This is a genomic window from Pseudomonas sp. B21128, from assembly GCF_044218865.1.
GTDB lineage: Bacteria > Pseudomonadota > Gammaproteobacteria > Pseudomonadales > Pseudomonadaceae > Aquipseudomonas > Aquipseudomonas iridis.
Genome location: NZ_CP162590.1, coordinates 3,681,218 through 3,697,416 on the forward strand (window position 1 = coordinate 3,681,218; position 16,199 = coordinate 3,697,416).

General features: G+C 58.7%; 14 protein-coding genes and 3 pseudogenes. 10 read left to right on the plus strand and 7 right to left on the minus strand.

Annotated elements, in window-relative coordinates:
- The first annotated feature begins 127 nt into the window (after positions 1–127).
- Positions 128–385 (plus strand): DUF1652 domain-containing protein, encoded by a 258-nt coding sequence (locus tag AB4P91_RS16355; RefSeq protein ID WP_150592242.1) that lies wholly within the window; start codon positions 128–130, stop codon positions 383–385.
- A 1,174-nt stretch (positions 386–1,559) separates the two neighbouring features.
- Here AB4P91_RS16355 and AB4P91_RS16360 read toward each other — a convergent pair.
- Entirely contained in the window at positions 1,560–2,327 is a 768-nt protein-coding gene (locus AB4P91_RS16360; RefSeq protein WP_042559635.1) for an SDR family oxidoreductase, read from the minus strand.
- Between the two features lie 38 nt (positions 2,328–2,365).
- Positions 2,366–3,433, minus strand: coding sequence for a phosphotransferase family protein (locus AB4P91_RS16365; RefSeq protein WP_395603201.1), 1,068 nt, complete (start codon positions 3,431–3,433; stop codon positions 2,366–2,368).
- Between the two features lie 190 nt (positions 3,434–3,623).
- On the opposite strand from AB4P91_RS16365, the pseudogene AB4P91_RS16370 reads away from it, so the two are divergent.
- Positions 3,624–3,704: pseudogene (locus AB4P91_RS16370) on the plus strand (DUF4280 domain-containing protein); the annotation flags it as partial.
- Positions 3,705–4,072: 368 nt separating this feature from the next.
- Here the strand turns inward: AB4P91_RS16370 and AB4P91_RS16375 are convergent.
- Positions 4,073–4,239 (minus strand): annotated as a pseudogene (locus AB4P91_RS16375) (toxin-antitoxin system YwqK family antitoxin); the annotation flags it as partial.
- Between AB4P91_RS16375 and AB4P91_RS16380 the strand changes: the two are divergent.
- Positions 4,201–4,326: pseudogene (locus AB4P91_RS16380) on the plus strand (type VI secretion system protein TssA); the annotation flags it as partial. The pseudogenes AB4P91_RS16375 and AB4P91_RS16380 overlap by 39 nt on opposite strands.
- Here AB4P91_RS16380 and AB4P91_RS16385 read toward each other — a convergent pair.
- Both AB4P91_RS16385 and AB4P91_RS16390 read right to left on the minus strand, forming a co-directional pair.
- The gene (locus AB4P91_RS16385) at positions 4,323–5,291 is read right to left on the minus strand and encodes a 2-hydroxyacid dehydrogenase (protein ID WP_395603202.1); all 969 of its coding nucleotides are present in this window, start codon (positions 5,289–5,291) and stop codon (positions 4,323–4,325) included. The pseudogene AB4P91_RS16380 and the gene AB4P91_RS16385 sit on opposite strands and share 4 nt — an antisense overlap.
- Positions 5,292–5,430: 139 nt before the next feature.
- On the minus strand, positions 5,431–5,955 hold the full coding sequence (locus AB4P91_RS16390; protein WP_395603203.1) for a cysteine hydrolase family protein: 525 nt from the start codon (positions 5,953–5,955) through the stop codon (positions 5,431–5,433).
- 442 nt (positions 5,956–6,397) lie between these two features.
- Between AB4P91_RS16390 and AB4P91_RS16395 the strand changes: the two genes are divergently transcribed.
- The 3 genes from AB4P91_RS16395 (at position 6,398) to AB4P91_RS16405 (ending at position 8,333) form a co-directional block, all read left to right on the plus strand.
- Complete coding sequence (locus AB4P91_RS16395; protein WP_395603204.1) at positions 6,398–6,592, plus strand: hypothetical protein; 195 nt, start codon at positions 6,398–6,400, stop codon at positions 6,590–6,592.
- A 24-nt stretch (positions 6,593–6,616) separates the two neighbouring features.
- Positions 6,617–6,799, plus strand: a complete 183-nt coding sequence (locus AB4P91_RS16400) for a hypothetical protein (RefSeq protein WP_150597952.1) — start codon at positions 6,617–6,619, stop codon at positions 6,797–6,799.
- Between the two features lie 253 nt (positions 6,800–7,052).
- Positions 7,053–8,333, plus strand: a complete 1,281-nt coding sequence (locus AB4P91_RS16405) for an HAAAP family serine/threonine permease (RefSeq protein WP_150592588.1) — start codon at positions 7,053–7,055, stop codon at positions 8,331–8,333.
- Between the two features lie 399 nt (positions 8,334–8,732).
- On the opposite strand, the gene acnB is transcribed toward AB4P91_RS16405, so the two are convergent.
- Positions 8,733–11,342, minus strand: a complete 2,610-nt coding sequence (acnB, locus tag AB4P91_RS16410) for a bifunctional aconitate hydratase 2/2-methylisocitrate dehydratase (RefSeq protein WP_042559629.1) — start codon at positions 11,340–11,342, stop codon at positions 8,733–8,735.
- A gap of 470 nt (positions 11,343–11,812) precedes the next feature.
- Here acnB and AB4P91_RS16415 point away from each other — a divergent pair, with 470 nt between their 5' ends.
- Positions 11,813–12,283 carry a DUF1289 domain-containing protein gene (locus AB4P91_RS16415; RefSeq protein WP_150597953.1) on the plus strand — a complete coding sequence of 157 codons (471 nt, stop codon included), beginning with the start codon at positions 11,813–11,815 and terminating at the stop codon, positions 12,281–12,283.
- A gap of 94 nt (positions 12,284–12,377) precedes the next feature.
- On the opposite strand, the gene AB4P91_RS16420 is transcribed toward AB4P91_RS16415, so the two are convergent.
- Positions 12,378–13,241 carry a universal stress protein gene (locus AB4P91_RS16420; protein WP_150592236.1) on the minus strand — a complete coding sequence of 288 codons (864 nt, stop codon included), beginning with the start codon at positions 13,239–13,241 and terminating at the stop codon, positions 12,378–12,380.
- 159 nt (positions 13,242–13,400) lie between these two features.
- Here AB4P91_RS16420 and AB4P91_RS16425 point away from each other — a divergent pair, with 159 nt between their 5' ends.
- The 3 genes from AB4P91_RS16425 to AB4P91_RS16435 all read left to right on the plus strand — a co-directional run bounded on the left by AB4P91_RS16425 (position 13,401) and on the right by AB4P91_RS16435 (position 16,167).
- A complete protein-coding gene (locus tag AB4P91_RS16425; RefSeq protein WP_395603205.1) occupies positions 13,401–14,009 on the plus strand; it encodes a tRNA-(ms[2]io[6]A)-hydroxylase in 609 nt (202 codons plus the stop codon).
- Between the two features lie 163 nt (positions 14,010–14,172).
- The gene (locus AB4P91_RS16430) at positions 14,173–14,880 is read left to right on the plus strand and encodes a response regulator (protein ID WP_150592585.1); all 708 of its coding nucleotides are present in this window, start codon (positions 14,173–14,175) and stop codon (positions 14,878–14,880) included.
- Positions 14,881–16,167, plus strand: a complete 1,287-nt coding sequence (locus AB4P91_RS16435) for an ATP-binding protein (protein ID WP_395603206.1) — start codon at positions 14,881–14,883, stop codon at positions 16,165–16,167.
- Positions 16,168–16,199: the final 32 nt, after the last annotated feature.

Genomic DNA, 16,199 nt, shown 5'->3' on the forward strand with positions numbered 1-16,199 from the left:
GCACTAGTAGGCAGGGTGCAAATTGATGTGTTGGGGCGAGGAGGCTTTTTTTAGTCTGTTGGCGTGCGGTACGAGCCTTTTCGGCTTGGGATCGCGTCCCTTCGAAACAGATTAAGGAACGGCCTCAATGATCAATCTTGCGCAGTTGCGCGCCCAGCTTGAGCACGGCTTTGCGCCGCTGGCGTGTGAGTGTTCGGTGGATGGGGATCATTCGCTGACGGTAAAGCTTTATCACCCGGTGTCGGGGCAGGTGGATCTGGTGATCAGTGGGTTGAAGCTCGATGCCTTGCGTACACCTGAGTCGGTGGCGGCTTTGATCGATGAATTGCGGTATGAGTTGGAGAGTAATTCTTTGCGCTCTTCGCGGGATGCTGATTTGGCCTAGCCGTGTGGGTTGTGTGTGGGAGCTAGCTAGCCTTCTGGCGATAGCTATTTTTCAGCCGACCCTTATCTGTCAGGTGTACTCAAATCCCTGTGGGAGCTGGCTTGCCAGCGATGGCGGCCTCTGGGCCGACCATACTCTGGGTTGTTTTGGGTGAATATCTGGTTTTTTGGTGATGGCGGATTAGGGTTCCGCCCTTACGGCGGGTCACTTTTGGCAAACGCCCCAAAAGTAACCAAAAGGTCTTTGCCCTGACGTCCGGCCCGCTCGCTAACGCTCGGGGTTCCTTCGCTCCGGAATCCATCCGGGGCATCGATTCCGGTTTGCTTCGCTGCACCTCCTTTCGATGTCCTCCCCGGATGAATCCCTCCACTCAGCCTCCCGACGGGCCTTCCAGATCAAGAGCTGCACTCGAGCTAACGCTCATTGTGTTGAGTGGTGAGAGGCGAGGGCGAGGGCGGTGGGAGAGTGTTTTTGCTTTTTTGTGGGAGCTGGCTTGCCAGCGATGGGGCCTCTGGGCCGACCTGTATCTATCAGGGGTGTACTCAATCCCTGTGGGAGTCTGGCTTGCCAGCGATGGCGGTTTGAATGACGACGGGAGATTTAAGGCTTACGCTCTCGAATTTCAACGCAAAATCGACAGCCAATGTCCCCGCATATCACCGGTTTACTGGCGCTCACGAAGGTCTCGTCTATAAAGAATGAGTGGTCAGGTTTTCCGTGGGCGGTTTGGTCGCGGAAGTTTGTCTCCCTTTTATCGCGGGTCGTCCTATGAACAGGCTTGGGAAACGCGTGTGTTTGCCGTTGTCATTGGCTTTTTGCGTGGCGTTGTTGGCCGGTTGTGCCAGTCCGCCGCCGCCTCCACTTGTAGCGCCACCTCCACCGCCGGAACGTACTTGTCAGGTCATCGAGAACACTGAGGTGGCGGGCGATGCTTATGTCGACGAGCAGGTGACTCGGCATATCACCACCACCCGCTGCGTCACTCAATAACGCCGGCGGGGCGCAAGTCTCGGGTTGTGCTGGCAATTGCCCAAATTGCTTGATGAATGAACTACATGCTTTGTGGGAGCGAGCCTGGTCGCGAAAGCGGTATCTCAGTTAACCAATAGGTTGACTGACATGGCCTCTTCACGAGCAGGCTCTCTCCCACAGGGTCAGCTATTTGCCTCGAGGATCAGGACAGGAAGCCACCGTCCACGTTCAGCGAAACCCCAGTGGTGTAGCTCGACGCATCACTCGCCAGATACAACACAGCCCCCGCCATTTCACTCGGATCCGCCACGCGCTTGAGCGGGATCTGCGTCAATGCTTGCTTGAGGATCGCGTCGTTTTTCACCAGTGCCGAGGCGAACTTGGTGTCGGTCAGACCCGGCAGCAGGGCGTTGCAGCGGATGCCGAATTGCGCGCATTCCTTGGCGAAGACCTTGGTCATGTTGATCACCGCCGCTTTGGTCACCGAATAGATGCCCTGGAACACGCCTGGCGAAATACCGTTGATCGACGCGACGTTGATGATGCTGCCACCGCCGTTTTCGCGCATCAGCTTGCCCGCTTCCACGGACATGAAGAAGTAGCCGCGAATGTTCACGTCGACGGTCTTCTGGAAAGCGCCGAGGTCGGTGTCCAGCACGTTGCAGAACTGCGGGTTGGTCGCGGCGTTGTTGACCAGAATGTCCAGGCGGCCGAACTGTTCCTTGATCCCGGCGAACACCTGGCTGATCTGCTCCATTTCGCCGATGTGGCAGGCAACCGCAGTGGCTTTGCCGCCAGCGGCGATGATCGCGTCGGCGACATGTTGGCAGCCGTCGAGTTTGCGGCTCGAGACGATCACGTGGGCGCCTTGCTGGGCCAGCAGTTTGGCGATGGCTTCACCAATGCCACGGCTGGCGCCGGAGACGAAAGCGATCTTGCCGTCGAGGTCGAACAACTGAGTCTTGGACATGGGATTCCCTTGTGAAAAGTCTTGTTGGAGGGCCTGGATCAGAGGCTGGATTTCTGGATGACCTGCAAGCTCATCTGCTCCAGCAGTTTGTTCATGTGAATGAACTGCGCGAAGCGTTTGTCCTGGGTCTGGCCATGGTAGAAGCGGTAGTAGATCTGCTGCACGATGCCGGCGAGGCGGAACAGGCCGTAGGTGTAGTAGAAATCGAAATTGTCGATCTGGATGCCCGAACGCTCGGCGTAGTAGTCGACGAATTCGCGGCGGGTCAGCATGCCCGGTGCGTGGCTCGGTTGGCGGCGCATCAGTTGCACCGGTGCCGGGTCGTCGGCTTCGATCCAGTAGGCGAGGGTGTTGCCCAGATCCATCAACGGATCGCCCAGGGTCGTCAGTTCCCAGTCGAGTACGCCGATGATCTGCATCGGGTTTTGCGGGTCGAGGATGACGTTGTCGAAGCGATAGTCGTTATGGACGATGCTCGAGGTCGGGTGATCGGCTGGCATCTTTTCGTTGAGCCAGGCTTTGACCGCTTCCCAGTGGGGCGCGTCCGGGGTCAGGGCTTTTTCGTAGCGTTCGCTCCAGCCTTTGATCTGGCGGGCCACGTAACCTTCGGGTTTACCCAGATCGCCCAGGCAGCAAGCGTTGTAGTCGACCTGGTGCAGTTCGACGAAGCGGTCGATGAAGCCCTTGCACAGCGCTTCGGTTTTCGCCGAATCGAGGCCCAGTTCCGGCGGCAGTTCCGAGCGCAGGATAATTCCGTTGACCCGCTCCATCACGTAGAACTCGGCGCCGATCACCGATTCGTCGGTGCAATGCACATAGGCTTTGGGGCAATACGGGAAGCCGTCTCGCAGTTGGTTGAGGATGCGGAATTCGCGGCCCATGTCGTGGGCGGATTTGGCCTTGTGGCCGAACGGCGGCCGGCGCAAGACGAACTCCTGCTGCGGGTATTCCAGGAGATAAGTCAGGTTCGACGCACCACCGGGAAACTGGCTGATCGCCGGGGAGCCGCTCAAGCCCGGAATGTGTGCCTTGAGATACGGATCGATCAGGCTGGCATCGAGTTCTTCGCCAGAGCGGATACGGGTGGACTGGTCAGTAAGCGCCATGCTTATCCCTTCTGCTTATTTTGGAGGCCAGACATCATTGGCTAATCTAATGGTGCGCCCGGTCGGTCACAAGCGCGGGTCGGTCTTATAGGTTAGCGTGTTGCCGGATAATCACCTTTGGGAATGTGCAGGGCGCGCCACGGCAAGCTAAGGTTTAGCGGGTATGTCGTGTCGCCAAAGGAGCCTGCAAATGGGCTGTCCGCAAGTCTGTGCCACCGCCACATTGCAATGCAGCTTCGGCGCCGCGCCAGCGATGCTCAACGTGCTGCCAGTCCACGTTGATGTGCAACTGGGCGGCGGTGATCAAGATTGTCGTGCCGGGGCAGATGCAGATGTTGATTCCTTGATTTTCCTGATTCCCATGATCCCCCTGATTCCCTCACCCCAACCCTCTCCCGGAGGGAGAGGGGGCCGACCGAGGTGTCTTGCGTGGTACGTCGACCTGAACGACCGAATTGATTATGGATTTATGGCTGTTTTACGGCGGTGCCGAAGGGGCGATTACGGATTCACAGCTGTTTTTGCAAGCTGGCGAAGTTCAGTTATGGATGCCCAACGAATCTTCGACGTCGGCGTCATTCACCAATATCCCACGGTCAGTCCCCTCTCGCTTCGGGAGAGGGCTAGGGTGAGGGGCTCTCAAGCCTGCTGCGGATCCATCCAGCGCTGATACCACCAGCGCACCCGCGATATCGGCTTGCCATCCGCCCCCAACGGCCGCCCATCCTCGGCAAACCCTGCTCCGGCTCCAGCAACTGCCCATTCATATACCGTGCTTGCACCGCCGTTTTCCCGTTCGGATGAAACCCAAACCACTGAGTGAATTGCTCGGTGAATTGATCAGCGCCGATGCTGAATCGCGGCGCTTGTGGACATTGCTTGGCGTGCTTTAGTGCACGCGCTGGCTGCTGATTTTCGGCGGTAACTGAATCGGTGTGAGCACCGGTTGGCCGGAGAAGTACGCCTGCAGGTTTTTCCCCACCAGTTCTACCGTGCCTTGGGTCGCTTCCGGTGACAGACCGGCGACGTGAGGCGTGAGCAACACGTTACTCAGGGCTTTCAGCGCATCCGGTACATGCGGTTCATGGTCGAAGACGTCCAGCGCAGCGCCGGCTATGCGTCGCTGCTCTAGCGCGGTGATGAGGTCCGCCGTGGCGATCACACTGGCTCGGGCAATGTTGACGATGAAACCGTTCGGCCCCAGCGCATCGAGCACCGCACGCGTCACCAGATGCTGAGTGCCGATCCCGCCCGGCGTCGCGACGATCAGGAAGTCTGAGGCTCGCGCCAGTTCGGTCGGGGTCGAGCAGAACGCATAAGGCACCTCGCTGCGCAATTGGCGGCTGTGGTAGCTGATCTGCATGTCGAAGCCGAGGCTGGCGCGCTTGGCAATCGCCAGGCCCACCGCACCGAGGCCAAGAATGCCCAGCCGTTTGCCAGACAGGGATGGACGCATGATCTTCGGCCATTCACCCCGACGCACAGCGGCATCGCAGCGCGCAATATCGCGCACCAACGCCAGCAGCATCGCCATCGCATGATCAGCCACGGACGAGGCGTTGACCCCGGCGCCGTTGGTCACGGTTATGCCACGATCACTGGCGGCTTGCAGGTCGACCTGTTCGTAACCGGCACCGATCACCGTGATGATTTTCAACGCCGGCAGCGCAGCAATTTCATCGGCGGTCAGGCCTAACGGGCCACGGGTCAGCACGGCATCGATCCGCGTGCCTTGGGTGGCAATGGCTTGCGCACGTTCGGCCGGCGTGGGAGCGAGGATCAGGTGAAAGCCCTGATGCTCGAGAATCGGCAGATAGTCATTGATGGTTTCAACCAGTACCAGAACGGTGGCGGGCATTGCGCGGCTCCTTTGAACAATGGCAGTTCGGTCGCGAAGTCGTAGCAGAGTGCTGATTCCTGAGCGGTTTGGCAATGACTGAGCGCTGCCCCGTTTCAGCCAGTGTAGGAGCTGAAACGAGGCGTGCGCGGGCGCTTCGTCAGAAGGTTGCGTCGATGCTGTTGATTAGCCTGGCGAAGGTGGCGCCCAGGGTTGCGTTGTGGTGTTCGATGATGGCTTGGGCGGGTAACGCCGGGGTGTCCATGCAAGTATGGGCGTCGGCGACCATGACCGGTTTGAAGCCCAGGTCAGCGGCGGCGCGGCAGGTGGCGTCAATGCAGAACTGAGTCTTCATGCCGACGAGGTACAGGTCTTCGATATTGCGGCTATTGAGCTGCTGCGCCAGTTCGGTGCCGTGGAAGGCGTTGGGTCTGGATTTGTTGAAGATAATGTCGGTGTCAGCGTCCAGGTGCAACGCTGGCAGCAATTGCCAGAATGGACTGTCGGCAGCAATCGGCGAGCCTTGGGGGCCAGTGTGGCGCACGGCGTAGATTGGCACGTTAAGTTGGCGGGCTTTTTTGATCAGGCGTTGAATGTTGGCGAGAACCGGTTCGCCCTTGTGGGGTTTTTCCGGGCCGTGGAACAGACCGACCTGCATATCAATGATCAACAGCGCTGCAGACATGGTGTTTCTCCTTGGTGACGAGCGGGCAGCTGGTGCCGCACGGACGGGAGAAACTACAAGGCCCCGTCCATTGCTGGCGGGGCCTGGGGTTTGCTGCGCTGGTTTTTACCTCAGGCGCAAACACCACGACCCGCCGTTGGCGGTCGTGGTGGTACGGGTGAGGTGCAGCGAGCGAAAGTTCATGAGGCCGATCATGCTGCTCGTGTTGGGCGGCTGTCAATCAAGTGCTCCATAACTGGGCGCAGCCGGAGTAGACCCATGCGGTGGCAGGGCGGTTGGCCCGCCGCAATCTCAGCAGCGACTTTGTATGAGCCCGCCTACCCAACTCACGGATTTTGCCTACGAAATCGCCGGATTCATCTGCTATCTGGTAAGTGATGAATAGGAAATCATAGGGCACAAAATAGCTCGGGCAGTCAGTGCCAATAGCCAAGGACGGCGCATGCTTCAGGACGATCGCGAAAATCTGGAACTTGAAAAGCTTCAAAACGAAACGCGGAAACTGGTTGTTGAGAGGCTCAAACTCATGGCGGCGGAAGGCAAGTTAAAGCGAGAAAAATTCTGGTACCCAGTCGCGGTAGGAACCGGGGTTTTAACCGCTTTTGCTGGTGTATTAAGCCTTTTGGTGAAGTTTTAAGTTAACCCGTAAAGGAGATGAATCATGACCCTGGAAGAACGCGTTGCCAGAATTGAACGTCTTTATCGAGAGGACGCCGAGCTTGCCGAAAAGGTGCCAGACCTGTCCCCGGCGGAAATTCGCTCAGAGTTGTTCAGGTTCAGCATGGGAGCACTATTTGCATTGGTCATGCTGACCCTCGGCACGGTAGTTCTCCGTTGGCTCTGAAGCGACTCAGTGAACGACTTCGGCGCGAAAGTATATTCAAAAACGACACTGTTCATACCCAGCGCCGACAGCTAATTTCCCAAAAACGACACACCTCTGATCTGCTCCGCACAACCATTCCTCAGCTAAGTCTTTGCTTCTGCTCATTTATCACGGAGAATCGCGCCCCTGTTTCGGCCGGAGCATGTCTGTCGGTTTTTTCCGACGCGTCCTGACCGAGTGGCAAGTGACCGGAATGCGGAGATCCGACCGGATGAATGATCAGGCCAATAGCGTCGAAGAGCGCTTTGATGCAGCAGCACCCGCTGAACTTTCGAGCTGGAATCGCCAGGACACCACCTGGATGTTGGGACTGTTCGGGACGGCCATCGGCGCCGGCACCCTGTACTTGCCGATCAATGCAGGGATCGGTGGCTTCTGGCCGCTGGTGATCCTCTCGCTGTTGGCCTTCCCCATGACGTTCTACGCACACCGCGGTCTGACCCGGTTTGTGCTGTCCGGTCGCGAAGGCGCCGACATCACTGACGTGGTCGAAGAGCATTTCGGCATCAAGGCCGGCGCGCTGATCACACTGCTGTATTTCCTTGCCATCTTCCCGATCCTGCTGATCTACAGCGTTGGCCTGACCAACACGGTCGCCAGTTTCCTCGAACATCAACTGCACATCATGCCGCCGCCACGCGCGCTGCTGTCGTTCGTGCTGATCCTGGGTTTGCTGGCTGTGGTGCGTTGTGGCGAACAGGCGATCGTCAAGGCGATGAGCTTGCTGGTCTATCCGTTCATCGTCGCGCTGCTGTTCCTCGCGGTGTACCTGATTCCGCACTGGAACGGCGGCATCCTCACCACCGTGTCACAAGTCCCCGCGCCATCGGAGCTGCTGCACACGCTGTGGCTGGCGATTCCGGTGATCGTGTTCTCATTCAACCATTCGCCGATCATCTCGGCGTTTGCGGTCGATCAAAAGCGCCGTTACGGCACCCACGCCGATGAGCGCAGCTCGCAAATTCTCTGTCGTGCGCACCTGCTGATGGTGGTGATGGTGCTGTTCTTCGTGTTCAGCTGCGTGCTGACCCTGTCACCAGCACAACTGGCTGAAGCGAAGGAGCAGAACCTGTCGATCCTGTCGTACCTGGCCAACCACTTCAGCAACCCGACCATCGCGTTCGTAGCACCCATGATTGCGTTCGTGGCGATTTCCAAGTCGTTCCTCGGTCACTACATCGGTGCCAGTGAAGGCCTGAAAGGTCTGATCATCAAAAGCGGCAAGCGTCCCGGCGCCAAGGCGCTGGATCGCATCGTGGCGGCTTTCATGCTGGTGGTGTGCTGGATCGTGGCAACTTTGAATCCGAGCATCCTCGGCATGATCGAGACCATCGGTGGCCCGGTCATCGCGGCGATCCTGTTCCTGATGCCGATGTATGCCATCCGCAAAGTGCCGGCGATGGCGCGCTTTCGTGGGCAAGCGTCCAACGTGTTTGTCACCGTGGTGGGTCTTGTGGCAATTTCGGCGGTGGTTTACAAGCTGACGATGTAAAGCAAGATCAACAGAAAAGCCGCTGCACACGCTGTGTGCAGCGGCTTTTTTACGTCTGGAAAGAGGATGGTGCCTGATACACCGCTATCGCTGGCAAGCCAGCTCCCACAGGGATTTCAGTGTTTGCACGATGGTGGGTGTCACGCAAAACATTGTAGGAGTGAGCCTGCTCGCGATAGCGGAGGCTCATTCAAAGAGGGTGGTTACTGACACACCGCTATCGCTGGCAAGCCAGCTCACACAGGGATTGCGGGTGTTTGCGCATAGGTGGGCATCACGCAGAACACTGTGGGAGCTGGCTTGCCAGCGATGAGGCCGGAGCAGGGGGCGACTCTTCTGCAGGCATAAAAAAAAACCGCTCATCTCACGATGGGCGGCGTTTTTCATGGCGTTGTAACGTTAGGCTTGAACGACCGGGATGTTGGCGTTCGCAGCAGCTTCACGGAACTCGGCGATCTGGTCGAAGGACAGGTAACGGTAGATATCGGCCGCCATGCTGTCGATCTTGCCAGCGTATTCCATGTACTCCTCGACGGTCGGCAGGCGACCCAGGATCGAAGCAACCGACGCCAGCTCGGCCGAGGCCAGGTAGACGTTAGCGCCGTCGCCCAGACGGTTCGGGAAGTTACGGGTCGACGTGGAGACCACGGTGCTGTTCGGCTCTACACGTGCCTGGTTACCCATGCACAGCGAGCAGCCTGGCATTTCCATGCGCGCGCCAGCCTTGCCGTAGATGCCGTAGTAGCCTTCTTCGGTCAGTTGGTGAGCGTCCATCTTGGTCGGCGGCGAGAGCCACAGACGGGTTGGCAACTGACCCTTGACCTGATCCAGCAGTTTACCGGCAGCGCGGAAGTGACCAATGTTGGTCATGCACGAACCGATGAACACTTCGTCAATCTTCTCGCCAGCCACGCTGGACAGCAGACGGGCGTCGTCCGGGTCGTTCGGCGCGCACAGTACAGGCTCGCTGATGTCGGCCAGGTCGATTTCGATGATTTCGGCGTATTCGGCGTCAGCATCGGCTTCCATCAGCTCAGGGTTGGCAACCCAGGCTTCCATCGCTTGTGCGCGACGTTCCAGAGTACGTGCATCGCCGTAGCCTTCGCCGATCATCCAGCGCAGCAGGGTGATGTTGGAGTTCAGGTACTCGGTGATCGACTCTTTCGACAGCTTGATGGTGCAACCGGCAGCCGAACGTTCGGCCGAGGCGTCGGACAGCTCGAAAGCCTGTTCCAGCGTCAGACCTTCCAGGCCTTCGATTTCCAGGATGCGGCCGGAGAAGGCGTTTTTCTTGCCTTTCTTCTCGACGGTCAGCAGACCGTTCTGGATAGCGAAGTAAGGAATGGCATGAACCAGGTCACGCAGGGTGATGCCAGGTTTCATTTTGCCTTTGAAGCGCACCAGGATCGATTCCGGCATGTCCAGCGGCATGACGCCGGTGGCAGCGGCGAACGCGACCAGACCGGAACCGGCCGGGAACGAGATGCCCATCGGGAAACGGGTGTGCGAGTCACCACCGGTACCGACGGTGTCCGGCAGCAGCATGCGGTTCAGCCACGAGTGGATGATGCCGTCGCCCGGACGCAGGGAAACGCCGCCGCGGGTCATGATGAAGTCAGGCAGGGTGTGGTGGGTGGTCACGTCGATCGGCTTCGGATAAGCCGCGGTGTGGCAGAAAGACTGCATCACCAGATCAGCGGAGAAGCCCAGGCACGCCAGGTCTTTCAGTTCGTCACGGGTCATTGGACCGGTGGTGTCCTGAGAACCTACGGTGGTCATCTTCGGTTCGCAGTAGGTGCCAGGACGAACGCCTTTGCCTTCTGCCAGACCGCAAGCCTTGCCGACCATTTTCTGCGCCAGGGTGAAACCCTTGGTGCTTTCAATTGGAGCATCCGGCTTCTTGAACAGATCGAACGGTGGCAGACCCAGTTCGGCGCGAGCCTTCTCGGTCAGGCCACGGCCGATGATCAGCGGGATACGGCCGCCAGCGCGAACTTCGTCCAACAGCACCGGAGTCTTCATTTCGAAGGTGGTCAGGACTTCGTCGGTGCCGTGTTTACAGACTTTGCCAGCATGCGGGTACAGGTCGATCACGTCGCCCATGTGCATGTTGGAAACGTCGAATTCGATTGGCAGTGCGCCGGCATCTTCCATGGTGTTGTAGAAGATCGGAGCGATTTTGCTGCCGAAGCAGAAACCGCCAGCGCGCTTGTTCGGCACGTAAGGAACGTCATCGCCGAAGAACCACAGCACCGAGTTGGTTGCCGATTTACGCGACGAACCGGTACCGACCACGTCACCGACGTAGGCGATCGGGAAGCCTTGACCGCGCATTTCTTCGATCTGCTTCATTGGGCCGATGGCGCCCTGCTGATCAGGAACGATGCCGTCGCGAGCCATTTTCAGCATGGCCAGGGCGTGCAGCGGGATGTCTGGACGCGACCATGCATCTGGAGCCGGGGACAGGTCGTCGGTGTTGGTTTCGCCGGTTACCTTGAACACGCGCAGGCTGATCTTGTCGGCCAGGGTCGGGCGGTTCTTGAACCACTCGCCGTCAGCCCAGGATTGCAGCACGGCTTTGGCGTGAACGTTGCCGTTCTTGGCTTTTTCGGCCACGTCGTGGAACGCGTCGAACATCAGCAGGGTGTGCTTGAGTTGTGCGGCAGCGACTGGCGCCAGCTCGGCGTCGTCCAGCAGGTCAACCAGGGTCACGATGTTGTAGCCGCCCTGCATGGTGCCGAGCAGTTCTACAGCGCGCTTCTTGTCCAGCAGAGGGGAGGAGACTTCGCCCTTGGCCAGAGCAGACAGGAAACCGGCCTTTACATAGGCAGCTTCGTCCACACCGGGTGGAATGCGATTGGTGATCAGGTCAACGAGAAAAGCTTCTTCGCCAGCCGGAGGATTCTTCAACAGCTCGACCAGGCCGGCTGTTTGTTCGGCGTTAAGCGGCTGGGGAACGATACCCAGTGCTGCACGCTCTTCGATATGTTTGCGGTAGGCTTCAAGCACAGTTATTACCCTCATCAGTGGTCCCAAATGGGTGTCCGGGACGCTCGTCGCGAAATGCTCGTACTCATGCGCTGCGTGGCGTTGTGGGCCACTTAGCCAGAATTACCGACCATTCCTTACAGAAGCTGCTTTCAAAGTTTTACGCCTGCAGAGGGGGAGCTGATGAGGGTTGGCGTTGGGCTTTTCCCCGCTGGAAAAACCCGTCGCCAACACCGCTCTGAAGGAACGACTGTGCTCGTGACGCTTTGAAAACAGCTTCTAACGGACATTTGCGCCTTAAAAGGCTGGCTGATTCTACGGCAAAAAAAATTTAAAGGTAAGTCGGGCTCTATTGGACTTTGGTGGCGTTGTGTGCGGCCGGGCCAAACGCCGGGCCAGTGCTTGCCCCTGACGTTTGAGGGGTGATCAATGCCTGACAAAGGGCTAACATGCCGACCTGTTCCGCGTTTCAGTGCCTTTGCCTACCTTATATGCCCAATCAGACCATCAAGACCCCCTGCGTCGGCCTCTGCTCCACTGTTTACGGTGATCTGGTGTGCCGTGGCTGCAAGCGTTTCCATCACGAAGTGATCAATTGGAATGGTTACGGCGAGGAGGAAAAGCGTGCGGTGTGGCTGCGTCTGGAGCAGTTGCTGTCACAAGTGATGGCGAGCAAGGTCGAGATTTTCGACCCGGCGCGGCTGCGCCAGCAGCTCGAGCAGCGCAAGATCCGCTTCGTGCCGCATCAGTCGGAATATTGCTGGGCGTATCAACTGATTGCCCGTGGCGCGCGGGTGATCATTAATCTGGAAGCCTACGGCATGGTATTGCTGCCGGAGTTTCGCGACTGGGGTCTGCCGCAATTGCGCGATGCCATTGATCGGGAATTCTTCCTGCTGTCGGAAGCGCACTATGAGCGCTACATCGCCCCCGGATTTCTCAAAGACGCCTTCGGCGGCTAGAGGCTTCGCGAGCAAGCTCGCTCCCACAAGGGAACGCATTCCCCGGTGGGAGCGAGCGTGCTCGCGAAGGGGCCCTGACAAACACCACAAGAACTCAATGCTTCACCGCCAACTCCACCAGATGATCCTCAACCTCTTGCGGCTTGAGCACCAGCACATCACTTTCCAGCGCATCCAGTATCACTTCGGCCGTATTCCCGATCAACGCCCCTGACAATCCGGAACGCGCCACTGTGCCAATCACCGTAACCGCCGCTTGCAGCTTGTGGGCCATAAACGGAATCAGCACATCGGCCGGACCTTCCTCGATATGCAGGTGCGCGTCATCAACATCGAACTCCGCTTGAAATGCCCGGCATTGCTCGCGATAGCGCGCTGCGATGGTTTCGCTGAGCTGCAACGTCGGGTCGGCCGCCGACAGCATCGGCGACGGGTGGGCGCTGATCACATGCAGGTGCGCCTTGGCCAGGCTGGCAATGTCATAGCCGTGATCGATGATCGTCGTGTGCAGATGCCGATGCTCCCCATCGGTATTTCCTACGTCGATCGCCGCCAGAATCACCTTGTCCTTCCACGAAGTTGAGGTTTTCACCAACAGCACCGGTGTAGGGCAGTGACGCAGCAGTTTCCAGTCGGCGGGTGTCAGCAGTGCTTTTTTCAACGGGCTGTCGGGGAAATGCTGTTTGATCACCAGCCCGCAACCTTCGGCTTGCTGCACATCGATGATGGTTTCGTGCAGGCTCTCGTTCCATGCCTGTTCGGTGGTCACGCTGTAACCGTCCGCCAGCAGCGCGGTTTTGAGCACGCTGAGCATGCCGGCGTGATCATGCTTCCTGTCGCACACCAGCAGGTGCAAATGGGCCTGGGTCACGCCAGCGATCAGTTTGGCGCGCTTGAGCGCCAGGCTTTCCGAATGTTCGGGTTCGATGACCACCAGAATGCTGCGAATGGCTTGCATGAGCGGAGTCTCCAACAAAGAAAAGGCACGGCGTTGCACAACTATAGATGCTGCTTGAACACCTGCGACTTGATGCATATCAACGCCAGCCGCTGGTGGTCTGTCCGCAGGCCGGTATAATCGGCGCCCTTCGCTCGAACACCTTTTGCCGTGAGCCCCATGATCCTTCCCGAAATCCACGAATTCCTTGGCTGCCGCACCCCCGACGCCTGGGTCCAGGCCGCACTGGCCGATCAGGAAACCCTGCTGATTGACCACAAGAACTGCGAGTTCAAGGCTGCCAGCACCGCGCTTAGCCTGATAGCCAAGTACCATTCCCACGTCGACCTCATCAACATGATGTCGCGTCTGGCCCGGGAAGAACTGGTGCACCACGAACAAGTCATGCGCCTGATGAAACGCCGCAAGATCGAACTGCGCCAGCTCCACGCCGGCCGTTACGCTTCGAGTCTGCGCAAAGTCGTGCGCAGCCACGAGCCGGTGAAGCTGGTGGACACGCTGGTGGTCGGCGCGTTTATCGAAGCGCGCAGTTGCGAGCGTTTCGAAGCACTGGTGCCGCATTTGGACGAAGAACTCGGCAAGTTCTACTTTGGCCTGTTGAAAAGCGAGGCTCGGCATTTTCAGGGTTATCTGAAACTGGCTTATCAATATGGTGAGGCGAAGGATGTTGCGCAGGTGATCGAAAGAGTTCGCGTCGCCGAGCAGGAGTTGATCGAATCGCCGGATACGGAATTCCGCTTCCACAGCGGCGTGCCTGCCGCTGTATAACCTTCGGCAGCTCCTGCAGGGAAACTGTTAAAAACTCTTAAGAGTATGAAACATCACCGAAAACCGGCCCCCGCGGCCGGTTTTTGCGGCCTGGGATAAACGTCTTGCCCCTGATTGCCGCCATAATGCCGCCCACTTTACAAATGGTTGGCAGATGGTCGTTATGGATAACCTGGGTTTTGGCAAAGTCCTGCTGGTGGAAGACGATGAGCGCCTGGCCACGCTGATCGCCCACTTCCTCGAACAACATGGCTACGAGGTGCGCACGGTGCATCGCGGTGATCTGGCCGTGGCGGCTTTTCTGGCGTTCAGGCCCAAAGTCGTGGTGCTCGACCTGATGCTGCCCGGGCAGAGCGGTCTGCATGTGTGCCGGGAAATACGCAGTGTGTCGGACACGCCGATTGTCATCCTGACGGCCAAGGAAGACGACCTCGATCATATTCTCGGCCTGGAATCCGGTGCTGATGACTACGTGATCAAACCGATCAAGCCGCCGGTGCTGCTGGCCCGATTGCGCGCCTTGCAGCGCCGGCAAGTGCCGGACAGCAGTGTGGTGCATTTCCTTGAATTCGGTCAGTTGAGCATCGATCGCAGTTGCCGCGAAGTGCGATTGGCGGGCGAGATCATCGAACTGACCACCATGGAGTTCGAGCTGCTGTGGCTGCTGGCCAGTGCCGCCGGCAATACGCTGTCACGCGATGACATCCTCAATCGCATGCGCGGTATTGCCTTTGATGGGCTCAACCGCAGCGTCGACGTCTACATCAGCAAGTTGCGTAACAAGCTCAAGGACAACCCCCGCGAACCGGTGTGCATCAAGACCGTGTGGGGCAAAGGTTATCTGTTCAATCCGTTTGCGTGGGAGTTGTAGATGCTGCGGTTATTCCTCGGGCTGTTTCTGGTGATGACGGTCGGTCTGGTGCTGGCGTTGCAGACGGTCGAACACACCTTCAACGCATTGCTCGACAACCAGATGCAGGCTTACAACCGTGAAGCGGTGCGCGGTCAGGCGTGGTCGTTGGTGGACCATTTGCGCGGGCGCCAGGGCGCCGATCGTGAGCAGCGACTGGAGACCTTGCGGCCACATTACGGTCTGACACTGAAACTGGTCGAGGCTGATCAACTGGCTCTGACGCCTGAAGAACAAGCCCAGTTGGCGCAGAATCTGCTGGTGATCCGCGACAACTACACCCAGTTCATCAGCAACATCGACGGCGGGTCGCAGTTGCTCAGCATCAAACTCCCGCCGGAACCGAGCCTGATGCCGTTTTACATCGCCGTGGCTTACGGGATGCTGGCGGTGTTGATCGGCATCGTCCTGTTTTTCTGGGTGCGCCCGCACTGGCGTGACCTGGAGAAGCTGCGTCTCGCGGCAGAGCGCTTTGGCGACAACGATCTGTCGGCACGCATTCAGTTGTCCAAACGCTCGAACATCCGCGACCTGGCCGAGCACTTCAACTTGATGGCGGCGCGCATCGAAGGCTTGATCGCCAATCAGCGTGAACTGACCAATGCCGTCTCCCATGAGCTGCGCACGCCGATTGCGCGGCTGTCGTTCGAACTCGACCAGCTCAAGCAGCTGCCGGACGCCAGTCAGAACCGCGAACTGATTGCCGACATGTACGCCGACCTTGGCGAGCTGGAGGAAATGGTTTCGGAACTGCTCACCTACGCCAGCCTTGAGCGGGGTGCGACGGTGATCAAACGCGAGAACATCCAGGCGGCCAATTGGCTCGACAGCGTCGTCGGCAGCGTGGCGCTGGAGGCGGAAGCAGCGGGGGTGCAGTTGTTGATCGGTGAGTGCCGGCTCGACACGGTGCGCATCGAACCGCGTTTCATGGCGCGGGCAGTGATCAACCTGCTGCGCAATGCCATTCGCTATGCCGAGCAGCGCGTGGAAGTGACGCTGGTGCGCACCGGGGACTGTTACGAAGTGCAGGTCAACGACGACGGGCCAGGCGTGCCGGCGCATGGCCGGGAGAAGATTTTCGAACCGTTCTCGCGGCTGGATGCCAGCCGCGATCGGCGTACCGGTGGTTTTGGATTGGGGCTGGCGCTGGTGCGGCGGGTATCGCAGTCCCATGGCGGTCAGGTTGAAGTCGGCGATTCGCCGTGGGGCGGAGCGTCGTTTCGGATGACGTGGGCGCATCTGGATTAGTGCTGTTGGCTGTACTGGCCTTATCGCAGGCA